The sequence below is a fragment of the Chelatococcus albus genome (genome assembly GCF_030067675.1).
In the GTDB taxonomy this organism is placed as follows: Bacteria; Pseudomonadota; Alphaproteobacteria; order Rhizobiales; family Beijerinckiaceae; genus Chelatococcus_A; species Chelatococcus_A albus.
Window position 1 is genome coordinate 177,711 of the sequence record NZ_JASJEV010000001.1, and the last position, 21,494, is coordinate 199,204.

Genomic DNA, 21,494 nt, shown 5'->3' on the forward strand with positions numbered 1-21,494 from the left:
GCGTGGCGGCGGCCTCGCACGGGCCGGTGGTGATCCTCGCGGGCGGCGGTGCCCTGCCGGAGAGATTGGCGCGCGCGCTGCAGGGGCGCGGGCGCGAGGTGCGCATCATCGCCTTCCGGGGCTTCACGGCATGGCGGCTGTCGCGCCGCGCCGATGCGGTTGTCGACCTGCTCGACATTCGCCGCGCTCTCAATCTGCTCGCCTCCTGGTCCCCCGCCGAGGTCGTCCTCGCCGGTCCGGTGCAGCGGCCGGGGCCGGCGGCGGCCCTCGGGGCGCTCGCATCCTTCCGCAACCGCGACGAGATCGCCTCGCTCCTCGCCTCGGGTGATGACAGGCTCCTCACGTCCGTCATCAGGCTGATCGAGGAGCAGGGGCATCGGGTGTCGGGAATCGACGGCCTGGCCCCCGAGCTGCTCGCCCCCGCCGGCGTGATGAGCACGGTCACGCCCGACGACGAACAGCGGCAGAGCATGGCGCTCGGATTCTCCCTGCTCGGCAGCCTGTCACCCTTCGATGTCGGCCAGGCGGCGGTCATCGCAGGCCGGCGCGTTGCGGCCATCGAGGGCCCCGAGGGTACCGATGCCATGCTGAAGCGGGTTCGCCGCCTGTGGGGAACACGCCGGCTGCCGAAGAGCCACCACGGCATGGTTCTCGTGAAGACGGCGAAGGAGGGGCAGGACCTGCGCGTCGACCTGCCGGCCATCGGTCCGCGAACCGTGATCCGCGCGGCGGCGGCCGGCGTCAATGGCATCGCCGTCGGCGCCGGCAGGACGCTCGTCATCGACCCGGAAGAGACCCTGCAGGAAGCGGAGCGCCGACGCTTGTTCCTCGTCGGCGTTTCCCCGCGAGGAGCAGCGTAATGATCGTGTCTGGAGCCGAGGCCGCCGGTGATCGGCCTTTGAAGATCTTTCTGGTGGCCGGCGAGGAGTCCGGCGATCAGCTCGGCTACAAGCTGATGCGGGCGCTGAAGCATCGTCTCGGGCCCGCTGGCGTGACCTTCGCCGGCGTTGGCGGCCACGCCATGGAAGGGGAGGGCCTCGCCAGTCTCTTCCCGCTGTCCGACATCGCCGTGATGGGCTTCTCCGCGGTCTTCGCCCGCCTGCCGACGATCATCGCGCGCGTGCACAGCACGGTCGATGCGGCCGTTGCCGCGGCGCCCGACATCATGGTCGTCATCGACAGTCCCGATTTCACCCACGCGGTCGCCAAGCGCGTGCGCAAACGCCTGCCAAGCCTGCCCATCGTGGACTATGTCAGCCCGAGCGTCTGGGCCTGGCGGCCGGGCAGGGCACGCAAGATGCGCGCCTACGTCAACCACGTCCTCGCGCTCCTGCCCTTTGAGCCGCAGGCACATGCGCGGCTCGGCGGCCCGGCCTGCAGCTACGTCGGCCACCCGCTCGTCGAGCGTCTCGACGAGTTGCGGCCGGGCGCGAGCGAGCGCGGCGCGCAGAGTACCGGGGGCCCGGCGACGGTGCTCGTCCTGCCTGGCAGCCGACGTTCGGAAATCACCCGGCTGCTGCCGGTCTTCGGCGAAACGCTGGCGCGCATCGACGCTGCCGCACAGCGGCCGATCCGTTGGGTGCTGCCTGCCGTGAGGCATCTTGCGGACGACATCCGGGCGAGCGTCGCGAGCTGGCCGGTCAAGCCGGAGGTGACGATCGGGGAGGAGGCAAAGCTCGCGGCCTTTCGGCAGGCAACAGCGGCCCTTGCCGCATCGGGCACGGTGACGCTCGAGCTCGCCCTTTCGGGGGTGCCCATGGTCGTCGGCTATCGCGTCTCCTGGCTCGAGTCCCAGGTCCGCCACGTGCTCACGGTCTCGACCATCACACTCGCCAACCTGATCCTCGGCGAGAACGTGATCCCGGAGCGACTGCAATGGGACTGCACGCCGGACAAGCTGGCGGCGACGCTTCTGCCCCTGCTCTCCGACACGCCCGAGCGGCGCGCTCAGCTCGCGGGATTCGAACGCCTGCTCGGTGCCATGAGCACGGGCGACGAAACACCCAGCGACAGGGCTGCCCGGATCATCCTCGACACGGTGCGACGCAGCGCCGAGGTGCCGGCGACCTGATCCGCACGCGGCGGTCGGCCGACGCGCGGCATCACTCCATGACAAAAGGGGGCCGCGAGGCCCCCTTCTGCTTCAACCTCCATCCGCCTCAGGCGCGCTGGGCGATCGGCACGTAGTCGCGCTTGGGCGCGCCCGTGTAGAGCTGGCGCGGCCGCCCGATCTTCTGGGACGGATCCTCGATCATTTCCTTCCACTGGGCGATCCAGCCGACAGTGCGCGCCAGCGCGAAGAGGACCGTGAACATCGACGTCGGGAATCCCATCGCCTTGAGCGTGATGCCCGAGTAGAAGTCGATGTTCGGGTAGAGCTTCTTCTCGATGAAATATTCGTCGTGCAGGGCGATGCGCTCGAGCTCCATGGCCACGTCGAGCAGCGGGTCGTCCTTGATGCCAAGCTCGTTCAGCACCTCGTGCGTCGTGCGCTGCATGATCTTGGCGCGCGGATCGTAGTTCTTGTAGACCCGGTGGCCGAAGCCCATCAGGCGGAACGGGTCGTTCTTGTCCTTCGCCTTGGCGATATACTGCGGGATGCGCTCGGGCGTGCCGATCTCCTCGAGCATCTTCAGAGCCGCTTCGTTGGCGCCACCGTGCGCCGGGCCCCACAGGCAGGCGATGCCGGCGGCGATGCAGGCGAAGGGATTGGCACCCGACGAGCCGGCCAGCCGCACCGTCGACGTCGAGGCGTTCTGCTCGTGATCGGCGTGCAGGATGAAGATGCGGTCAAGCGCACGCGCCAGCACCGGATTGGAAGTGTACTCCTCGCACGGCACGGCAAAGCACATGTGCAGGAAATTTGCCGTATAATCGAGGTTGTTCTTCGGATACATGAACGGCTGGCCGACAGAATACTTGTAGGCCATGGCCGCGAGGGTCGGCATCTTCGCGATCATGCGCATGGACGCGATCATGCGCTGCTGCGGGTCCGAAATGTCCGTCGAGTCGTGATAGAAGGCCGAGAGCGCGCCGACCGAGGCCACCATGACCGCCATCGGGTGCGCGTCGCGGCGGAAGCCCTGGAAGAACCTGAGCATCTGCTCGTGCACCATGGTGTGGCGCGTCACGCGATAGTCGAAATCGGCCTTCTGGCTGGCGGTCGGCAGCTCGCCGTAGAGCAGGAGGTAGCAGGTCTCGAGGAAGTCGCCGTGTTCGGCGAGCTGCTCGATCGGATAGCCGCGATAGAGGAGAACTCCCTCATCGCCGTCGATGTAGGTGATCTGCGACTCGCAGCTTGCGGTCGATGTGAAGCCCGGATCATAGGTGAACATGCCGCTGTTCTTGTACAACGCGGCGATGTCGACGACGCTCGGTCCGATCGTGCCCTCCCTGATGGGAAGGTCGATCGACTTGCCTTCAACGGCAATCGTGCTCGTCTTCGCGCTCATGCATGATACCCCTTACGTTCGGGCGACCGCGCGAAAACCGGGACTGGCCGGTGGGCGCGAGGGGCGCGATTTTCCGCCGGCTGTCTGCGGTTTTCGATCCGATCCGGATGAGACCGCGGGTTGCGTAGCCCATTCCCCGCGGTCGTTCAAGCACGCCTAAGGGCGGTGAGCCCCGCGCCGGCGGCGGAGCTCACCGAGACCTCATGCGAGCTGGTCGCGCAGGCGCGACAGGCTTTCGTCCCGGCCGAGAACCGCCATCACGTCGAAGAGCCCTGGCGAGGTCGCGCGGCCCGTCAAAGCCGCCCGCAAGGGCTGGGCGAGCTGGCCGAGCTTGAGGCCGGTTTCCTCCGCCACGCCGCGCACGGCGGCCTCTGTCGTCTCCGCCGACCAATCGGCGATGGCTTCAAGCCGAGGCAGGACGATGGCGAGTCGCCCCCGCCCGTCGTCGCCGAGCAGGCCCTTCGCCTTCTCGTCGAGCGCCAGCGGGCGGCGGGCATAGAGATAGGAAGCGCTGTCGAGGAGCTCGACGAGCGTCTTGGCCCGCTCCTTCAGGCCAGGCATGGCCGCAAGGAGCTTCCGCCGCAGGGACGGATCGAAGGTGGTGCCAAGCCCGCGGGAGGGACCGAGCTCCGGCAGGATGGCCTCGATCGCCCGGATCAGATCCTCGTCGTCGGCGAGGCGCATGTAGTGGCCATTGAGATTTTCGAGCTTGGCGAAGTCGAAACGAGCCGGCGAACGGCCGACGCTGGCCAGGTCGAAGGCCGCGATCATCTCCTCGGTCGAGAAGATCTCCTGATCACCGTGGCTCCAGCCGAGGCGCACGAGATAGTTGCGCAGCGCCGCCGGGATGTAGCCCATGGAGCGGTAGGCATCGACGCCAAGCGCGCCGTGGCGCTTCGACAGCTTGGCGCCGTCGGGGCCGTGGATCAGCGGAATATGCGCGAATCTCGGCACGTCCCAGCCCAGAGCGTCGTAGATCTGCTTCTGGCGCGCCGCATTCGTGAGGTGATCGTCGCCACGGATGACGTGGGTCACCGCCATGTCGTGATCGTCCACGACGACAGCGAGCATGTAGGTCGGCGTGCCGTCCGAGCGCAGCAGAACGAGATCGTCCAGATCCTTGTTCTGCCACGTCACGCGACCCTGGACCTCATCCTCGATCACGGTCTCGCCATCGGTCGGCGCCTTGAGACGGATGACCGGCTTGACCCCCGCCGGTGCCTCCGACGGGTCGCGGTCGCGCCAGCGCCCGTCGTAGCGCATGGGCCGCCCTTCGCGGCGGGCCTGCTCGCGCATCTCCTCGAGCTCCTGCTGGCTGGCATAGCAGTAGTATGCCTTGCCCGCGCGCAGGAGCTGCTCGGCCACTTCGCGGTGCCGAGCGGCACGCGCATATTGGTAGACGACATCGCCATCCCAGGTGAGGCCAAGCCAGGACAGACCGTCGAGGATCGCCTTGATTGCCGCCTCGGTGGACCGTTCGCGATCGGTGTCCTCGATGCGCAGCAGCATCTTGCCACCGTGCCGGCGGGCGTAGAGCCAGTTGAACAGCGCCGTGCGCGCGCCACCGATGTGGAGGAATCCGGTGGGCGAGGGGGCGAAGCGAGTAACGACCGTGTCGGACATCGGTTCGATGCATCCGCGAGCGAGAAACGACGACGAATGCGGTCGCTTTGCGACCGCCGCGCGTCGTGTAGCATGGGAGCGAGGCCCGCGTTAAGGGACAGACCGCGTCACGACGATGCAGCCTTCGCACACGCCGCCACGCCCACGCGCAGCGGTCGCCGCGCCGCTCGGGCGCCACGCGGGCCGGCTCACGGCGTCGGGGTTCGTCGCCAGCGCCATCGAGGACCTGCGTGGGGTTGTGCCGCGTCTCTGGTGGACAGAGGTCGAGAGGCGGCGGCTCTTCCTGTGGCTGCCCGTCTTCTTCGGCCTCGGCATCCTCCTCTATTTCGCCGCTGACCGTGAGCCGCAGCTCTGGGCGCCGGTGTCGGCCACGCTCGCCGCAGGCTTGGCCGCTCTTCGCCTGCGCGCACGCTGGCCCGCATATGTCGCCTTCACCGCGCTGGCCTTTCTGTTTGCCGGCTTCTCCGCGGCCGCGCTGCGCACCCGCGCCGTCGCGGCGCCGATCCTGCCGCGCGTCATGGTCGGTTCGTTGACCGGCTTCGTCGAAAGCGTCGAAGAGCGTCGGCAAGGGGCGCGCATCGTCGTCGCGCTGGTCGGCTTCGCTGACCTGGCCGTGGGCGACCGACCGTCGCGCGTGCGCGTCACCCTGCGCCCGGGCACGGCCGTGAAGCCGGGAGACTTCATCGAGGCCACGGCCCGTCTGCTGCCTCCGCCCGAACCGGCGCGTCCAGGAGGCTACGACTTCGCCCGCGAGGCCTTCTTTCGCAGTACCGGAGCCGTCGGCTCCATCAGCGGTGCCGTCCGGGTGCGGGCTCCGCCGGTCGAGCCGCCGGGGACACTGGCGCTTGCCACTCGCATCGACCAAGCGCGCAACGCGCTCACCCGCCGTATCGCTGATGCCGCGGGAGGGCAGGCGGGTGCGGTCGCGGCGGCTCTGGTCACAGGCAAGCGCGGGCTCATCAGCGAGGAGACCAACGCTGCCCTGCGCGCGGCCGGCATCTATCACATCGTCTCCATCTCGGGGCTGCACATGGTGCTTGCCGCGAGCACCATCTTCGGCGCCGCGCGTGCCCTGCTCGCCCTCTTTCCCGGAGCGGCCCTGCTCTGGCCAACGAAGAAGATCGCCGCCGTCATCGCCATGTTCGGCGCGACGGCCTATTGCATCTTCTCGGGCTCCGAGGTCGCCACCGAGCGCTCGCTCGTCATGACGCTCGTCATGCTGGCGGCGATCCTGGTCGACCGCCCTGCGCTCGCCATGCGCAACCTCGCGGTGGCGGCCCTCATCGTCCTCGCCCGAGAACCGGAGACCCTGCTCGGCCCGAGCTTCCAGATGTCCTTTGCCGCTGTCGCCGGGCTCGTCGCTTTCTGCGAAGGCGCGCGACCGGCGAGCGCGGAAGCCTCGGCGACCGGGGGCGGCTGGCCATCGCGCGTGGGGCGCATGGCCGCCAGAGCCATCATCGCCCTCTTCGTCACCACGCTCGTCGCATCGATCATGACCGCGCCGTTCGGCGCCTATCACTTCCAGACGCTCAATCCGTTCGGCCTCATCGGCAATGCGCTCGCCGTCCCGTTCGTCTCGCTCCTCGTCATGCCGGCGGCGGTCCTCGGGACCTTGGCCTATCCCTTCGGCCTCGATGCCCCGGTCTGGTGGGCCATGGGCCTCGCCACGCGGCCGGTGCTCGCCGTCGGGGCCTGGGTCTCGGGGTTCGAACGGGCGACCACGGTCATCCCCGCATTCGACACCGCGGTGCTCCTGCTCTTCACCCTGGCGCTGCTGCTCGCGACGCTCTGGAGCACCGCCCTTCGCTGGCTCGCACTGCCGCCGGCGCTGCTCGGCATTGCGCTCGCTGCCAATCCCGTGGTGCCGGACATCGTTGTCGAACGCTCCGGGGCGGCGGCTGCCGTCCGCCAGGAAGACGGCCGTCTCGCCGTCGTCGGACGCGCATCGCGCTTCACGCTGGAACACTGGCTGCGCGCGGACGGCGACGCGCGGACAATCGACGATGCCACCTTGAAGACCGCTGCGGGTTGCGACCCCTGGGGCTGCGTCGCTCCGCTCCCCGGCGGGCGGTACCTCGCCGTGATCCGCGACAAGCGCGCCTTCGCCGAGGATTGCCGACGGGCCGCGATCGTCATCTCGAGCCTCAAGGCCCCGGAGACGTGCAAGGCCGAGCTGGTCCTCGACCGCTCGCGCCTTGCCGCGACGGGAGCCGTGCATCTTGTGTCCGAAGACGGGCGCTTTCGGCTCGTGCGCGCGCGGCAGGAGAACGGCGAGCGCCCGTGGCTGCGGCGGCTCGCGACGCCACCCGCCCGGGCTCAGCGAGCGCAGGGCTCGCCCTCACAGCTCTCCATCCCCGATCCGGAGGCCCACGATGACGAAGTCGATGCCGCTCAGTAACGGCGCAGGAGGCTGACGAGCTTGCCCTGGATCTTGACCCGGTCAGGCCCGAGCACACGCGTCTCATAGGCCGGATTCGCGGCTTCAAGCGCGATGGAGGAGCCGCGGCGGCGCAGCCGCTTCAACGTCGCCTCCTCGTCGTCGATCAAGGCGACGACGATGTCGCCCGTATCCGCCGTTTCCTGCCGGCGGATGATCACCGTATCGCCGTCCAGGATACCCGCCTCAACCATCGAATCGCCGCGCACCTCGAGCGCGTAGTGCTCGCCGCTCGACAACAGGTCGGGCGGAAGCGACAGGGTATTGCTCCGGGTCTGGATCGCCGAAATCGGCGTGCCGGCGGCAATGCGCCCCATGACCGGGATGGCGATCGTCCGCGCGGGCCCCTCACTCTCGTCGGGCACGACCGGTCGTGAACGGCCGAGCCCGCCTTCAACGACACTCGGAGTGAAGCGGCCTCGCGGGGCAGTGCCGGCCGAGGATTCGGGCAGGCGGATCACCTCCAGGGCACGCGCCCGGTTCGGCAAGCGCCGGATGAAGCCGCGCTCTTCCAGCGCCACGATGAGGCGATGGATGCCCGACTTGGACTTGAGATCCAGGGCCTCCTTCATCTCGTCGAAGGACGGCGGAACGCCGGTCTCGCGCAGCCGCTCGTGGATGAAGCGGAGAAGCTCGCCCTGCTTACGCGTCAACATCTCGGCCCACCATTCCGCCCGACACCGGGCATTGCGATTCCGAAACAAATCGGGAACGACGATAGCTGTTCCCGATGTGTTCCGCAAGGTGGGCGCAAGGCAGGCGGATGCCCTTGGTTCTCGCCGCTTCAAGGACTGTGCGAGGCGCTCCGTCGGTGGCTGTGGGGCGTCGCCCTCGCGCGGGCGCGTTCCGAACATCATCGAATCGGAAAATGCGTCCGCCAGCTCGACCATAGAACAGCTTGTCGCCGCCAGCCTGCGGCTGCTCGCGCGCCGCCGGCCTGTGGCGGAGCGCACCCGATGGAACGTCCGTTTCGCGTCTCGACGGGAGGCGGCGACAGATCAGACGGCGATGCCGTGCAGGTCGTAATCGTCCGATCGCTCGATCTTCACGGTGACGATGTCGCCCACGCGCAGCGGGCGCCGCGATGCGACATAGACGTTGCCGTCGATCTCGGGGGCGTCCCACTTGGAGCGTCCCTTCGCCACGGTCGCGCCCGGCTCGTCGATGATCACCGGAATGCGGCGGCCGACCTTCGTCTTCAGGCGCTGGGCGCTGACGGCGGCCTGCGTCTTCATGAAGCGATGCCAGCGCTCGTCCTTGAGCTCGTCGGGCACCGGCGCGGCGATGTCGTTGGCGGGCGCCCCCTTCACCGCCTCGTAACGGAAGCAGCCGACACGGTCGAGCTTCGCTTCCTTCAGCCATGCAAGAAGGAATTCGAAGTCCTCGTCCGTCTCACCGGGGAAGCCGACGATGAAGGTGGAGCGGATGGCGAGGTCCGGGCAGGTGTCGCGCCAGCGGCGGATGCGCTCCAGCGTCTTCTCCTGGTGGGCGGGGCGGCGCATGGCCTTCAGCACATTCGGCGCCGCGTGCTGGAAGGGGATGTCGAGATAGGGCAGGACCAGCCCATCCGCCATCAGCGGGATGACCTCGTCGACATGCGGATAGGGATAGACGTAGTGAAGGCGCGTCCACGCACCGAGCTCACCGAGCTCCTTGGCGAGATCGTAGAAGCGGGCACTGACCGCGCGGTCCCGCCAGGGGCTCGCCGCATATTTCAGGTCGAGGCCGTAGGCGCTCGTGTCCTGCGAGATGACGAGCAATTCCTTGACACCCGCCCTCACCAGGCGCTCGGCCTCGCGCAGCACGTCCGCCGCCGGGCGGCTGACGAGATCGCCGCGCAGCTTCGGGATGATGCAGAAGGTGCAGCGGTTGTTGCAGCCCTCGGAGATCTTCAGATAGGCGTAATGGCGCGGCGTGAGCTTGATGCCCTGCGGCGGCACCAGATCGACGAAGGGATCATGCGCCGGCGGCGCCGCCTCGTGCACGGCGCCAAGCACGCTCTCGTACTGCTGCGGGCCTGTGATGGCGAGGACGCCCGGAAAGCGCCCGCGGATCTCGCCTGGCTCCGCGCCCATGCAGCCCGTGACGATGACCTTGCCGTTCTTGGCCATGGCATCGCCGATGGCCTCGAGCGATTCCGCCTTGGCGGAGTCGAGGAAGCCGCAGGTGTTGACGATGACGAGATCGGCACCCTCGTGCGTCCGCGTCAGTTCGTAGCCCTCGGCCCGCAGATGCGTGATGATGCGTTCGGAGTCGACGAGCGCCTTGGGGCAGCCGAGGGAAACGAAACTGATCTTGGGAGCGGCCTCGGCCATGACGGACGGTTCCGTTGCTTGACGTCGACGGGAGTTCGTGAAATCGGCGGCCCGATTGGCACGAAACGCCGGCCGACGCAACGCGCGCCGTGTCGCGCCCAGCGTCCGGCGAGTGAACCCGGGCGTCCGATCGCCTCAGGAGGCCCAGTTTTCCTTGAAGTCGCCGTAAAGGGTCAGGCCGCCGCAGGCGAAGAGCGTCTGGCCGGTGACATAGCGCGCTTCGTCGGAGGCGAGGAAGGCGAAGACGGGCGCGATGTCCTCCGGCTCGGCTGCGAAACCCATGGGAATGTGGCTTTCGACCGCCGCGCGGGCCTGCGCATCCCCGGCCCACGCCCTGTTGATGTCGGTGACGACCGCGCCGGGGCCGACTGCGTTCACCCGGATGCCGCGATCAGCATATTCGAGTGCGAGCGTCCTCGTCAGATTGCCGAGCGCGCCCTTGCTCAGGGAATAGGCGAGGAAGGAAGGCTTCGGCACGACCTCGTGCACGCTCGACGTGTTGACGACCGCACCGCCTCCCGGCCGCGACAGGAAATGGCGGATGGCCGCACGCGCACAGAAAGCTGCGCCGTTGAGATTGACAGCGAGGATACGCGCGAAGGTCGCCTCGTCGAACGTGTCTCCCGGTGTCGGGGCCTGGACGCCGGCGTTGTTGACGAGAATGTCGAGCCGTCCCCAGGCGGCGACGAGCTCGGCGATCATGCGCTCGACCTCCGCGGCGGAGGACACGTCCGCCGGCGCGATGCGATGCGAGCGGGGAGGGTGCCCGCCTTCCTGCGAAGCGGCGGCGACGGCCGCGAGGGCCTCCTCGGCAGCACTGTCGTCACCGATATGATTGACGGCCACGGTTGCCCCCTCGAAGGCGAAGCGTTCGGCGACCGCGCGGCCGATGCCGCGGGAAGCGCCCGTGACGAGCGCGAAACGACCGCTCAGGCGGTGCGGGTCCATCATCGTCCTCCCGATGGTGCAGGCGATGCGCCAGCCGCGCCGTCAGCGGGCGGGGCGCGTGGCGCCTTGCGTGTTGAGGTAGACGGCATAGAGCGAGGTGGTGGCGCAGATGAAGAGCCTGTTGCGCTTCGGGCCACCGAAGCAGACATTGGCGACCACCTCCGGCACGCGGATCTTGCCGAGGAGCGTGCCGTCGGAGGCATAGCAGTGCACGCCGTCGCCGGCGCTCGTCCAGAGGTTGCCGTGGACGTCGACACGGAAGCCGTCGAAGAGACCGAAGCTGCAAACGGCGAAGATCTCTCCACCGGTCAGCCGCATCCCATCACGTGACAGGGTGAAGCGGCGGATGTGCCGCGGCCCGTCGGGCAGATGGGTCGCCCCGGTGTCGGCCACGTAGAGATGCCGCTCGTCCGGCGAGAAGGCGAGGCCGTTCGGCTTCACGAAATCCGTGGCGACGGCCGCAACCGTTCCCGTCGCGGGGTCGAAGCGGTAGACGTGCGAGGCCCCGATCTCGGAGGGTGCCGCATCGCCCTCATAGTCGGAATCGATGCCGTAGGTCGGGTCAGTGAACCAGATCGTGCCATCCGACTTCACGATGACATCGTTCGGCGAGTTGAGCCGCTTGCCATCGACATGGCTGACGAGCACCGTGCGCGAGCCGTCGTGCTCCGTGCGCGAGACGCAGCGACCGCGATGCTCGCAGGAGACGAGGCGCCCTTCGCGGTCCATCGTATGGCCGTTGCTGTTGTAGGCCGGGGCGCGAAACACGGAGACCGAGCCGTCGGTCTCGTCCCAGCGCAGGATGCGGTCGTTGGGAATATCGGACCAGACGAGGTAGCGGCCGGCGGCGAAATAGGCCGGTCCCTCGGCCCATCGGCTCCCCGTCCAGAGCTTTTCGAGATGCACATTGCCAAACACGAGGCGCGAAAAGCGGTCGTCGAGAAGCTCGAAGCACGGGGTCAGCATGAAACATCACCTCGCAATCCGATGGAGCCGCCTCGAACGGCGATACTCCCGGCCGATGCAACCGATTTAAACGGTCCGGATCAAGCCCGCCATCCGGCACGTGGGCCCATGGCGCCTGCGCGTCGGGCCAGACCGGGCGCTTCGCCTTATTCTCGGCTAGGATCGCTTACATTCTTGCTGGGTCCCGCAAGACAAGGAGGATGGCATGCACGCTGAACTCCACAAGCCCGCCCGCCTGCAATACTGGTCCGCCGGGCACACCGCCGACGAGCGCGGCATCATCGAATTCGACACGCTCGAGGACGCCATCACCTTCGCGATGACGCAGAACCCCGCGAACCGCGAGCTGGCCTGGGCAAGGACGGCGAGCGGACAGGTCCTGTCACCGGAGCAGATCGCGGCTCTCTGGGAGGTCAGCGTCTCGCATTAGCAGGTTGCTGAAAAGGCGCTTTCCATCAGCGCCGCGGCGTGATTCCGTCTTCTGGTAGGGACGGAGTGGTTCGATGCGCGGTACGGACGAAAGAGCGGGCTCCCTGTTCTGCTACCTCGACCTGGAGAGCCGGATCCCGCTGAAGCATCCGCTGCGGGCGATCCGGGCGATCGTGAACGAGGCGCTGGCGACGCTCGATCCCGCCCGAGCAACGGCTCCGGGCCACGCCGCTGCAGTTGTTCCACGCTAGATTGAGGACATGCCACCCGAGATCATCGCACTGATCGAGAAGCCCCCACCTGCTCATTGCTGTTCTGGCAGCGGGTGCCTTCTTCGGCATGACGGTTGAACAATTTGCGGCCCAGATGCGCCGGCAGGCTTGGCGGGAGAGGAACCGTAGTCGCTGGACCAACAAGGGCCGCGGGGGGCAAAGTTGCGAGCGGCCCTGGCTCGCGGAACCAAGCCCAACCGCGCTGAAACAACCTGATGCCGCTGACCAGTTGCGGATTGTGATGGGTGCGGACTTCACGGCCCGGGCGCTCCTAAACAAGAGTGAAGCGAGGGTGTTCAAGGAGCTGGACCGGATAGTGATCGGCTGCAATCCCGGTTGGCAGGTGATGGCACAAGTTTCCTTGGGCGAGATCCTCCGCAGCAAGGACGCGGAAGCCTGCGGATGCATTAACTCGAAGCGGGTGGATTTTCTCCTGGTTGATGAGGACTGTCAGCCAAGGCACGCCATTGAACACCAAGGCAGGGCGCATCATCAGGGGACCGCAGCCGCTCGCGATGCAGTGAAGAAGGAAGCGCTACGACGCGGGCATCGGTTACCACGAGGTTGTGGCGGGCCACAGGACCCCGTCCGAACTGCGGCGATTGGTCGAGAGACTCGTTGTCAAGCCGACGGAGGCTGAACTGGAACCGAGGCACGCCTTCGGGGCTACGGATGAGCTACATGCGCCCGGCGCCAAGCGACCCCCACCACCCCGAGATGACGCCGTGTAGCAGGTGCGGCGGGGCAGGCTGAACCATCGCTCAGTGTTGTATTTGTTGGCGGACGGGGTGGGATTCGAACCCACGAGGGACTTGCGCCCCTGGCGGTTTTCAAGACCGCTGCCTTCAACCACTCGGCCACCCGTCCGGTGGCGCGTTTCTGCCGCCCGCGCCCGGACTTGGCAAGAGGCGATCCCGGTCGCGATGCGATCACGCCCTCCGGCGATGGCACGTTCCCGACCTGGACCGCCAGCGCGACACCATGCGGGCGTCAGAACAGCTGCCCGCCAGCCCCCGGGGGCGCCGCCCTCGGACACATGACCACCTCCGCTGGCCCGCACCGGCGCGAGGGCAGGGGCACGTCCCGTTCGACCAACCGCAAAGATCCTGCGCGGGACGGCGGTTCCACCGATCGATCAGATCGCCCGATCCGGCGAATCGTCGTCGATGTCGATGTCGTCGCCCGTTAACCCTGTCTTTCGTGCAGCATTGCCGAGATCTAATCAGGGCAAGGCTTTCATAGGGCCGCCCCATTTCGGACGCAATTGCACGGCTCGACTTGCTGCGGGCTTGGGGAGCCGAAAAGTCACGCGACCCTCTTGCGGGTTCCTTCGCGCCGACTTAACGGTCTCTTCACAGGGTACTCGGACACTCGGTCGACACGTTCCGCCAAGGTGTCGGACGGCGACTTCGCCGCCGCGCCATGTCGCGAAGAGACCGAGCGGGGCAAGACGGGGCGAGCCAATGTCGATTGGAAGACTGCCGATATGCGCTGAAGTGGACCGGCCGTCGACCGTCGAGAATATTGCCCCCCCTTCCAGCAGACCGAATTCGGCGATGGCTCTGGCGCTGCGCGTGGCGGGAGTGTCCGCCCTGGCGCTCGTCGTCGCCAATTGCAGCGCGCAGAAGACCGTCGGCAAGATCGATCCCAAATACGGCGTCGCGCCGAGCCCGCGCGTGGTCGAGCCTGGCCAGCCTGTCCCCAAAGGGGGCGGCCGTGAGCTCGTGGGCAAGCCGTATACGGTGGCGGGGCGCGTCTACACCCCACGCGAAAACCCGAACTACACGGCCGTCGGAACGGCATCCTGGTACGGCAGCGCCTTCCACGGCCGGCTGACGGCGAACGGCGAGGTCTTCGACAGGGGCTCGGTGGCCGCGGCGCACCCGACCCTGCCGCTGCCGAGCTATGTGCGGGTCACGAACCTCTCGAACAATCGCTCGATGGTGGTGCGCGTCAATGATCGTGGCCCGTACCACGGCAACCGCCTGATCGACGTGTCCCAGCGCGCTGCCGAGGCGCTCGATTTCCACCGCATGGGTACGGCGAGGGTCAAGGTCGAGTATCTCGGGCGGGCTTCGCTGCGCGGCAGCGACGACCGCAAGCTGCTCGCGACGCTGCGCATCGACGGCACTCCCGCGAACCTGCCGGGCGGAACGGCCGCGCCGATCATGGTGGCCAGCGCCGAGGACACGAGCCCGGCACCGGAGATCTCGGCGACGCCGGCGGTCGCCCTGTCGGCTGCGGGCGCACCTGCCGCCACGGCGGCCTCGCTCGTGCCGCTGGCGCCGCGGCAGGCTGCGCCGCTCGTGACCGCCGCGGCGATGAATGCCGGCGGGGAGGCGATCGTCGGCCGACCGGTAACCGGCATCCCGCTGCCGCCGGAGCGCCCCTTCGATCTCGGCACCATTCCGAACGCCGGCGTGCCGGTCGCCGTGGCGGTGCCTACGTCGGGCGCCGGGCGCTCGGCGGCGATCTCGGGCACGCGCCCTGTCGTTGCAAGCCTGTTCTACGCGCCGGCGGAGGCGCCCGCCGTGCAATTCGGGCGGAACGATCCGATGGCTGGCCTCAAGCCACAGCGCTTCGTGGCCTTCAAGACCCACACCATCGAGAACTGAAGGCCTGCCGTGCGTGGCAGTCGGCGGGTGCTCCCGCCGGGAGCGGCGAGCTTGGTCCGCCGCACGAAGGCCGACGGCCTGGACCTGCCCGAGAGATGACCGGCGACGCCGGCCGTAAGGCGCCCATTGCGTCCTGCTGACGTTGATTTCCGTTGGCCTGCGACGCACATTGGGCGCGAATGCAGCAGGGGACGGCAGGTATGTGGCGCAGCAACGCCCGGGCAAGGCCGACAGGCTGGGCGAGCGCCCGGCGCGTGGCGGCCTGTTTGTACTCCCTGGCGACGCGAGTCAGCCTCGCCCTCGTCGTCCTGGCGGGCGCCGCGCAGGCGCAGGGATTCCAGACCTCGGCGCCGCACGCCATTCTGATCGACGTGGCAACGGGAGCCGTGCTCTTCGAGAAGGCGGCAGACGATCCGATCGCGCCTGCCAGCATGGCCAAGATCATGACTGCGGCGGTCCTCTTCGAGGAGATCCGCCAGGGGCGCCTGAAGCTCGACGACGAGTTCGGCATCTCGGAGAATGCCTGGCGCAAGGGCGGGGCGCCGTCGGGCGGTTCTGCGATGTTCGCCCAGCTCGGCAGCCGGGTGAAGATCGTCGATCTCATCCAGGGCATCGTCGTCCAGTCGGGCAACGACGCCTCGATCGCCGTGGCCGAAGGCATCGCCGGCAGCGAGGACAACTTCGCCAACCTGATGACGAAGCGCGCCCGCGAACTGGGCCTGACGAAATCCGTGTTCCGGAACGCTACCGGCCTCGGCCATCCGGAGCAGAAGACGACCGCCCGCGAGCTGGCGAAACTCTCCCAACATGTGATCGAGACCTATCCAGATCTCTACAAGTATTTCGGGCAGCGCGAGTTCACCTGGAACAAGATCCGCCAGCAGAACCGCAACCCGCTCATCGCGATGGACATCGGCGCGGACGGATTGAAGACCGGCTACATTGAGGAGTCCGGCTACGGATTGGTGGGCTCGGCGGTGCAGAACGATCAGAGGCTGATCGTGGTCGTCGCCGGCCTCAAGACCGCCCGTGACCGGGCAACAGAGGCTCGCAAGCTGCTCGACTGGGGGTTCCGCTCCTTCGAGGCGCGCATGCTTTTTGCTGCCGGCGAGGAGGTCGGCGACGTGCGGGTCTACGGCGGCGAGAAGGGCAGCGTCGCCGTCGCGGCCAAGGTGCCCGTCAAGGTGCTGATGCAGCGCGGGTCGAGCGAGAAGCTCGTCGCACGCATCGTCTACATGGGGCCTCTGCGCGCGCCGGTCGAGCCGGGGCAGGAGGTGGCGCGCCTGCGGGTCACGCGCGGCGACACCCAGGCGCTCGACCTGCCGCTCTACAGCACTGCCGCGGTTGCGCGCGGCAGCCTCTCGCAACGCGCCTTCGACGGGCTCATCGAACTCGGCGTGGGGCTCGCCCGCCGCGCCTTCGCCAAGATCTGAGGTGGCCTTGACGCGGGGACGTTTCATCACCTTCGAAGGCGGGGAGGGGGCCGGCAAGTCCACGCAGGTGCAGCGCCTCATGGCGCGCCTGGACGCCGCCGGCATCCGCGCCATGGCCACGCGCGAGCCGGGTGGCTCGCCGAGGGCCGAGGAGTTCCGCAAGGTGCTGCTCTCGGGCGCAGCCAAGGAACTCGGCCCCATGGCCGAAGCGCTGCTGTTCTCCGCCGCTCGCTCCGACCACCTGGAACATACGATCCGCCCGGCGCTGGCGCGCGGCATCTGGGTCGTATGCGACCGCTTCGCCGACTCCACGCGCGCCTACCAGGGGGCATTGGGCAATCTTGAGCCCGCAGTCATACGCGCCATGGAGCGCATCGTGGTCGGCTCCACCTATCCCGACCTCACCCTCATCCTCGACCTGCCGCCCGAGCTCGGCCTCGCACGCGCGGAGGCCCGCCGCAATGCGCGCAACGAGGGAACGGACCGCTTCGAGGCCGAGGACGTCGGCTTCCACCGCGTGCTGCGCAAGGCTTTTCTCGATATCGCGGAGGCTGAACCGGAGCGCTGCGTGGTGATTGATGCGAGCGCTGCGCCCGAGATCGTCGAGGAGCGTGTCTGGGAGGCGGTGAAGACGCGCCTGGCACCGGCGACAACGCGCATCAAGGGGAAGGATGGCGTCCGTGGCGGCCACTGAGGGCGAACTGGAGGCGGATCGCCTGCCCGGTGCCCCGCACCCGCGCGAGCGAGCGGTGCTCTTCGGTCATCAGGAGGCGGAGGCGGCTTTCCTCGAAGCGTATCGGAGCGGCCGGCTCCATCATGCCTGGCTCCTGGGCGGGGCCGAGGGCATCGGCAAGGCGACCTTCGCCTACCGTGTCGCGCGCTTTCTCCTCGCTCATCCCGATCCTGCGGCGCTGGAGGTCCGGCAGGCACAGGACCTCTCCGTGCCGGCCAACCATCCTGTGGCCCACAAGGTGGCTGCCCTGTCGCACCCTGACCTGACGGTGCTGCGTCGGGCGCCGGGCACGGAGAAGAAGGGACCATCGAGCATCATTCCCGTCGACGCGGCGCGCCGGGCGCTGACGATGTTCGGCTCCACCGCCGGCGTTGATGGCTACCGCATCTGCATCGTCGACAGCGCCGAGGATCTCAACCTGTCGAGCGCCAATGCGCTCCTCAAGGTCATCGAGGAGCCACCGCCGCGTTCGCTGTTCCTCATCGTGGCGCATGCCCCCGGGCGGACCTTGGCAACCATCCGCTCGCGCTGCCGCCGTCTGATGTTGCGGCCGCTCACCCAGCCCGATGTCGTGCGGGCGCTGCGATCCCTCGGCCCGCCGTGGGACCGGGCGGAAACGGCAGTCATCGAGCACGCTGCGGCCCTCGCCGAAGGTTCCGTGCGTCGGGCCGTCGGGCTCCTCGACGCCGAGACCATCGCACTTGTCGAGCGCGTCCGGGCCGTGCTCGAACGCTTGCCCGAACAGGATCTCGCGGGGCTCTACCTTCTTGCGGAGGATCTGGCGGGACGCGACGCCGAGGACGATTTCGCCGTTGTGCTCGAAACCATTGCCGATTGGATCGCCACCACAGTGCGGGGGAGGGCGGGCGAAGGGGCCTCGCGCCTTGCGCCCCTCGTGGAGGTGTGGGAGAAGAGCGCCCGCGCGGCGCGCGAAGCGCAAGTTCTCAACCTCGATCGCCGCCCGCTCGTACTCGCGATCTTCGGCGACCTCGCGGAGGCCGTGCGGCGTTGTCGCGCCGCTTGACCGCGGCGCTGTCTCGGACGCTGTCTCACATGGGTCTTGGCATGGCCGAGCGCCAGAAATTCTATATCACCACGGCGATCTCCTATCCCAACGGAGCGCCGCACATCGGCCACGCCTACGAGGCCGTGGCGGCGGATGCCATCGCGCGATTCAAGCGGCTCGACGGCTGCGACGTCTTCTTCATGACGGGCGTCGACGAGCACGGCCTGAAGATGACCCAGACGGCCGCCAGGGAAGGCATCGGCCCGAAGGAGCTGTCGGACCGCAACACGGCTTTGTTCGTGCAGATGTGCGACCGGCTCGCGGTATCACGCGACCGCTTCATCCGCACGACGGAGCCGGCGCATTACGCCGCCTCCCAGGCCTTGTGGCGCAAGATGGCGGAAGCGGGCGACATCTACCTCGATACCTATGCCGGCTGGTATTCGGTGCGGGACGAGGCCTTCTACGACGAGAGCGAGACGGTTCCTGGTGAGAACGGTGTGCGCCTCGGCCCGCAGGGCACGCCCGTCGAGTGGACGGAAGAACAGACCTATTTCTTCCGCCTGTCGGCCTATCAGGATCGGTTGCTCGCGCATTACGAGGCCAATCCCGACTTCATCAGCCCGGCGAGCCGGCGCAACGAGGTGGTGAGCTTCGTCAGGAGCGGCCTGCAGGATCTTTCCATCTCGCGCACGACGCTCACCTGGGGCGTGCCCGTGCCGGAGGCGCCCGATCACGTGATGTACGTGTGGGTGGACGCACTCACCAACTACATCACGGGTCTCGGCTATCCGGACGTGGAGAGCGAGGCCTTCCGCCGTTACTGGCCGGCGGACGTGCACATCATCGGCAAGGACATCACGCGCTTCCACGCGGTCTACTGGCCGGCCTTCCTCATGTCGGCGGGGCTGCCCCTGCCGCAACGCGTCTTCGGCCACGGATTCCTGTTCAACCGCGGTGAGAAGATGTCGAAGTCGGTCGGCAATGTGATCGACCCCTTCACGCTTGCCGAGACCTACGGCACCGACCAGCTCCGCTATTTCTTCCTGCGCGAGGTGCCCTTCGGCCAGGACGGCAACTACAGCCACGAGGCGATCGTCAACCGCATCAACGCCGATCTCGCCAACGATCTCGGCAATCTCGCCCAGCGTTCGCTGTCGATGATCGCCAAGAACTGCGGTGGAGCTGTGCCCGCGCCCAACGGCCTGACCGAGGCGGACAGGGCGATCCTCGCCGCGGCGGACGGACTGCACGCGAAGGCGCGGGCGGCGATGGTCGACTACGCGCTGCACACGGTGCTCGCCGACGTCTGGGCCGTGGTCGCCGAGGCCAACCGATATTTCGCGGCGCAGGAGCCATGGGCTCTGCGCAAGACCGATCCGCGGCGGATGGAGACCGTGCTCTACGTCACGGCCGAAGTGCTGCGCGAAGTGGCGATCCTGGCCCAGCCGGTGGTGCCCGCGGCAGCAGCCAGGCTCCTCGACCTCCTCGCCGTCGGCCCCGACCGGCGCGACTTCGCGGTCCTCGGTGAGAAGGGGCGCCTTGAGCCTGGAACGCCGCTGCCGGCGCCCGTTCCGGTCTTCCCGCGTTATGTCGAAACGGAGGCGGAGGCAGCGTCCTGATGCTGGTCGACAACCACTGCCATCTCGACTTTCCCGATTTTGCCGCCGAGCTCGACGCCATCGTGGCGCGAGCGCGGGCGGCGGGGGTGTCGCGCATGGTGACGATCTCGACCTACGTGCGCCGTTTCGCCACCTATCGGGCCATCGCCGAGCGCTATCACGGCGTCTTCTGCACGGTCGGTACTCATCCGCACCAGGCCGCGGAAGAGCCGGACGTCACAGCCGAGGAGCTCGTGGAGCTGTCACGGCACCCGCGCTGCATCGCCATCGGCGAGGCGGGGCTCGACTACCATTACGACCGCAGCCCGCGCGACATGCAGCAGGCCGTGTTCCGCACGCACATCGCCGCGGCGCGGGCCACGGGCCTGCCCCTCGTCATCCATGCGCGTGCGGCCGACGACGACATGATCGCCATCCTGCGGGAGGAAATGGAGAAGGGAACCTTTGGCGCGGTTCTGCATTGCTTTTCCTCCGGGCCGGAGCTTGCCCGGGCGGGGCTGGACCTCGGCCTCTACGTCTCCTTCTCGGGCATCCTGACCTTCAAGCGCTCGGAGGATCTGCGCGCCATTGCAGCCGACGTGCCGCTCGACCGTCTTCTTGTCGAGACGGATGCGCCCTATCTCGCGCCGGTGCCCCACCGCGGCCAGCGCAACGAGCCGGCCTACGTGGCGCATACCGCCGCCGTGCTGGCGGAGGTGAAGGGCGTGAGTCCCGCCGCGATCGCGCGGGTCACGACGGAGAATTTCGAGCGGTTGTTCGCGAAGGCCGTGGCGGCCGAGGCGGAGGCTGGCGCCGCATGACGCTCACCGTCACCATCCTCGGCTGCGGGTCGTCCGGCGGCGTGCCCCGCGTCGGGTCGGGATGGGGCGCGTGCGATCCGCAGAATCCGAAGAACCGCCGCCGGCGCTGTTCGGTCCTCGTCGAGCGCAGCGGCCCGGCGGGCAAGACAACCGTTCTCGTTGATACCTCGCCGGACCTGCGCGAACAGCTTCTGCGCGAGAACGTGCAGCATCTCGATGGCGTTCTCTACACGCACGAGCACGCCGACCATACGCACGGCATCGACGACCTGCGGCCGCTCGCCATCCACATGCGCCGCTGCATTGACATCTATACCGACGCGCGGACCAGCGCACTCCTGCGGGCCCGCTTCGGCTATTGCTTCGTGACGCCGGAAGACAGCGACTACCCGCCGATCGTCGTGGAGCATCACATCGCGCCCGACCGGCCGGTGCATGTCGAGGGCGCCGGCGGTCGCATCGAAGCATGGCCCTTCCGCATGCAGCACGGCCGTCTCGAGGCGCTGGGCTTCCGTTTCGACGGGATCGCCTATGCGAGCGACGTCAGCGCCATGCCGGAGGCGAGCCTCGGCTTCCTGCAGGATCTCGACGTGCTGATCCTCGACGCCCTGCGCTACACGCGCCATCCGACGCATTTCAACGTGGCCGAGGCGCTGGCCCTCATCGAGCGCGTGAAGCCACGGCGCGCGATCCTGACCAACCTGCATACGGATCTCGACTACGAGCGTCTGCGGAGTGAGTTGCCGCCGTCGGTCGAACCTGCCTACGACGGCATGCGCATCGCGGCATCGGCGGAGGCACCGGCTGCCGCGATGCATCAACGAGACGACGTAAGAGCCTGAT

Annotated in this window: 17 protein-coding genes, 1 tRNA gene and 2 pseudogenes; 13 read left to right on the forward strand and 7 right to left on the reverse strand. The window is 68.1% G+C overall.

Annotated elements, in window-relative coordinates:
• The first annotated feature begins 2 nt into the window (after positions 1-2).
• Complete coding sequence (locus QNA08_RS00775) at positions 3-860, forward strand: LpxI family protein (protein ID WP_283738779.1); 858 nt, start codon at positions 3-5, stop codon at positions 858-860.
• A complete protein-coding gene (gene lpxB / locus QNA08_RS00780) occupies positions 860-2,071 on the forward strand; it encodes a lipid-A-disaccharide synthase (protein WP_283738780.1) in 1,212 nt (403 codons plus the stop codon). The genes QNA08_RS00775 and lpxB overlap by 1 nt, the downstream gene beginning before the upstream one ends.
• 88 nt (positions 2,072-2,159) lie before the next feature.
• Here the strand turns inward: lpxB and gltA are convergent, their stop codons facing one another.
• Positions 2,160-3,452 (reverse strand): citrate synthase, encoded by a 1,293-nt coding sequence (gene gltA, locus QNA08_RS00785; RefSeq protein WP_283738781.1) that lies wholly within the window; start codon positions 3,450-3,452, stop codon positions 2,160-2,162.
• Between the two features lie 201 nt (positions 3,453-3,653).
• Positions 3,654-5,075: a glutamate--tRNA ligase gene (gene gltX, locus QNA08_RS00790; protein ID WP_283738782.1), complete on the reverse strand. Its 1,422-nt coding sequence runs from the start codon at positions 5,073-5,075 to the stop codon at positions 3,654-3,656.
• Positions 5,076-5,190: 115 nt separating this feature from the next.
• Between gltX and QNA08_RS00795 the strand changes: the two genes are divergently transcribed.
• Positions 5,191-7,473, forward strand: coding sequence for a ComEC/Rec2 family competence protein (locus QNA08_RS00795; protein ID WP_283738783.1), 2,283 nt, complete (start codon positions 5,191-5,193; stop codon positions 7,471-7,473).
• On the opposite strand, the gene lexA is transcribed toward QNA08_RS00795, so the two are convergent.
• The 4 genes from lexA to QNA08_RS00815 all read right to left on the reverse strand — a co-directional run bounded on the left by lexA (position 7,467) and on the right by QNA08_RS00815 (position 11,741).
• Positions 7,467-8,168, reverse strand: a complete 702-nt coding sequence (gene lexA / locus QNA08_RS00800) for a transcriptional repressor LexA (RefSeq protein ID WP_283739289.1) — start codon at positions 8,166-8,168, stop codon at positions 7,467-7,469. The two genes, QNA08_RS00795 and lexA, sit on opposite strands and share 7 nt — an antisense overlap.
• A gap of 342 nt (positions 8,169-8,510) precedes the next feature.
• The gene (gene rimO, locus QNA08_RS00805; protein WP_283738784.1) at positions 8,511-9,827 is read right to left on the reverse strand and encodes a 30S ribosomal protein S12 methylthiotransferase RimO; all 1,317 of its coding nucleotides are present in this window, start codon (positions 9,825-9,827) and stop codon (positions 8,511-8,513) included.
• Between the two features lie 135 nt (positions 9,828-9,962).
• Positions 9,963-10,778, reverse strand: coding sequence for a glucose 1-dehydrogenase (locus QNA08_RS00810; RefSeq protein WP_283738785.1), 816 nt, complete (start codon positions 10,776-10,778; stop codon positions 9,963-9,965).
• A gap of 39 nt (positions 10,779-10,817) precedes the next feature.
• Positions 10,818-11,741, reverse strand: a complete 924-nt coding sequence (locus tag QNA08_RS00815) for an SMP-30/gluconolactonase/LRE family protein (protein ID WP_283738786.1) — start codon at positions 11,739-11,741, stop codon at positions 10,818-10,820.
• A 205-nt stretch (positions 11,742-11,946) separates the two neighbouring features.
• Between QNA08_RS00815 and QNA08_RS00820 the strand changes: the two genes are divergently transcribed.
• The 3 genes and pseudogenes from QNA08_RS00820 to QNA08_RS00830 all read left to right on the forward strand — a co-directional run.
• Positions 11,947-12,171, forward strand: coding sequence for a hypothetical protein (locus QNA08_RS00820; RefSeq protein WP_283738787.1), 225 nt, complete (start codon positions 11,947-11,949; stop codon positions 12,169-12,171).
• A 73-nt stretch (positions 12,172-12,244) separates the two neighbouring features.
• Positions 12,245-12,370, forward strand: a pseudogene (locus QNA08_RS00825) (IS5/IS1182 family transposase); the annotation flags it as partial.
• Between the two features lie 100 nt (positions 12,371-12,470).
• Positions 12,471-13,071, forward strand: a pseudogene (locus QNA08_RS00830) (DUF2726 domain-containing protein); the annotation flags it as partial.
• Between the two features lie 148 nt (positions 13,072-13,219).
• Here the strand turns inward: QNA08_RS00830 and QNA08_RS00835 are convergent.
• Positions 13,220-13,309, reverse strand: a tRNA-Ser gene (locus tag QNA08_RS00835).
• A gap of 689 nt (positions 13,310-13,998) precedes the next feature.
• Between QNA08_RS00835 and QNA08_RS00840 the strand changes: the two genes are divergently transcribed.
• The 7 genes from QNA08_RS00840 to QNA08_RS00870 all read left to right on the forward strand — a co-directional run bounded on the left by QNA08_RS00840 (position 13,999) and on the right by QNA08_RS00870 (position 21,493).
• Positions 13,999-15,057, forward strand: a complete 1,059-nt coding sequence (locus tag QNA08_RS00840; RefSeq protein WP_283738788.1) for a septal ring lytic transglycosylase RlpA family protein — start codon at positions 13,999-14,001, stop codon at positions 15,055-15,057.
• 200 nt (positions 15,058-15,257) lie between these two features.
• On the forward strand, positions 15,258-16,490 hold the full coding sequence (locus QNA08_RS00845) for a D-alanyl-D-alanine carboxypeptidase family protein (protein WP_283738789.1): 1,233 nt from the start codon (positions 15,258-15,260) through the stop codon (positions 16,488-16,490).
• 7 nt (positions 16,491-16,497) lie between these two features.
• On the forward strand, positions 16,498-17,184 hold the full coding sequence (gene tmk / locus QNA08_RS00850) for a dTMP kinase (RefSeq protein WP_283738790.1): 687 nt from the start codon (positions 16,498-16,500) through the stop codon (positions 17,182-17,184).
• Positions 17,162-18,247 carry a DNA polymerase III subunit delta' gene (locus QNA08_RS00855; protein WP_283738791.1) on the forward strand — a complete coding sequence of 362 codons (1,086 nt, stop codon included), beginning with the start codon at positions 17,162-17,164 and terminating at the stop codon, positions 18,245-18,247. The genes tmk and QNA08_RS00855 overlap by 23 nt, the downstream gene beginning before the upstream one ends.
• A gap of 29 nt (positions 18,248-18,276) precedes the next feature.
• Complete coding sequence (metG, locus tag QNA08_RS00860) at positions 18,277-19,851, forward strand: methionine--tRNA ligase (protein WP_283738792.1); 1,575 nt, start codon at positions 18,277-18,279, stop codon at positions 19,849-19,851.
• On the forward strand, positions 19,851-20,651 hold the full coding sequence (locus QNA08_RS00865; RefSeq protein ID WP_283738793.1) for a TatD family hydrolase: 801 nt from the start codon (positions 19,851-19,853) through the stop codon (positions 20,649-20,651). Before metG ends, QNA08_RS00865 begins: the two co-directional genes overlap by 1 nt.
• A complete protein-coding gene (locus QNA08_RS00870) occupies positions 20,648-21,493 on the forward strand; it encodes an MBL fold metallo-hydrolase (protein ID WP_283738794.1) in 846 nt (281 codons plus the stop codon). Before QNA08_RS00865 ends, QNA08_RS00870 begins: the two co-directional genes overlap by 4 nt.
• Position 21,494 lies beyond the last annotated feature (1 nt).

Bases quoted from the DNA above. Each gene is read 5' to 3' on its own strand.
- QNA08_RS00840 (WP_283738788.1), top strand. From the start codon at position 13,999: ATGGCTCTGGCGCTGCGCGTGGCGGGAGTGTCCGCCCTGGCGCTCGTC.
- QNA08_RS00865 (WP_283738793.1), top strand. From the start codon at position 19,851: ATGCTGGTCGACAACCACTGCCATCTCGACTTTCCCGATTTTGCCGCC.
- lpxB (WP_283738780.1), top strand. From the start codon at position 860: ATGATCGTGTCTGGAGCCGAGGCCGCCGGTGATCGGCCTTTGAAGATC.
- gltA (WP_283738781.1), bottom strand. From the start codon at position 3,452: ATGAGCGCGAAGACGAGCACGATTGCCGTTGAAGGCAAGTCGATCGAC.
- QNA08_RS00855 (WP_283738791.1), top strand. From the start codon at position 17,162: ATGGCGTCCGTGGCGGCCACTGAGGGCGAACTGGAGGCGGATCGCCTG.
- gltX (WP_283738782.1), bottom strand. From the start codon at position 5,075: ATGTCCGACACGGTCGTTACTCGCTTCGCCCCCTCGCCCACCGGATTC.
- QNA08_RS00845 (WP_283738789.1), top strand. From the start codon at position 15,258: ATGTGGCGCAGCAACGCCCGGGCAAGGCCGACAGGCTGGGCGAGCGCC.
- QNA08_RS00795 (WP_283738783.1), top strand. From the start codon at position 5,191: ATGCAGCCTTCGCACACGCCGCCACGCCCACGCGCAGCGGTCGCCGCG.
- QNA08_RS00870 (WP_283738794.1), top strand. From the start codon at position 20,648: ATGACGCTCACCGTCACCATCCTCGGCTGCGGGTCGTCCGGCGGCGTG.
- metG (WP_283738792.1), top strand. From the start codon at position 18,277: ATGGGTCTTGGCATGGCCGAGCGCCAGAAATTCTATATCACCACGGCG.
- rimO (WP_283738784.1), bottom strand. From the start codon at position 9,827: ATGGCCGAGGCCGCTCCCAAGATCAGTTTCGTTTCCCTCGGCTGCCCC.
- lexA (WP_283739289.1), bottom strand. From the start codon at position 8,168: ATGTTGACGCGTAAGCAGGGCGAGCTTCTCCGCTTCATCCACGAGCGG.
- QNA08_RS00820 (WP_283738787.1), top strand. From the start codon at position 11,947: ATGCACGCTGAACTCCACAAGCCCGCCCGCCTGCAATACTGGTCCGCC.
- QNA08_RS00810 (WP_283738785.1), bottom strand. From the start codon at position 10,778: ATGATGGACCCGCACCGCCTGAGCGGTCGTTTCGCGCTCGTCACGGGC.
- QNA08_RS00815 (WP_283738786.1), bottom strand. From the start codon at position 11,741: ATGCTGACCCCGTGCTTCGAGCTTCTCGACGACCGCTTTTCGCGCCTC.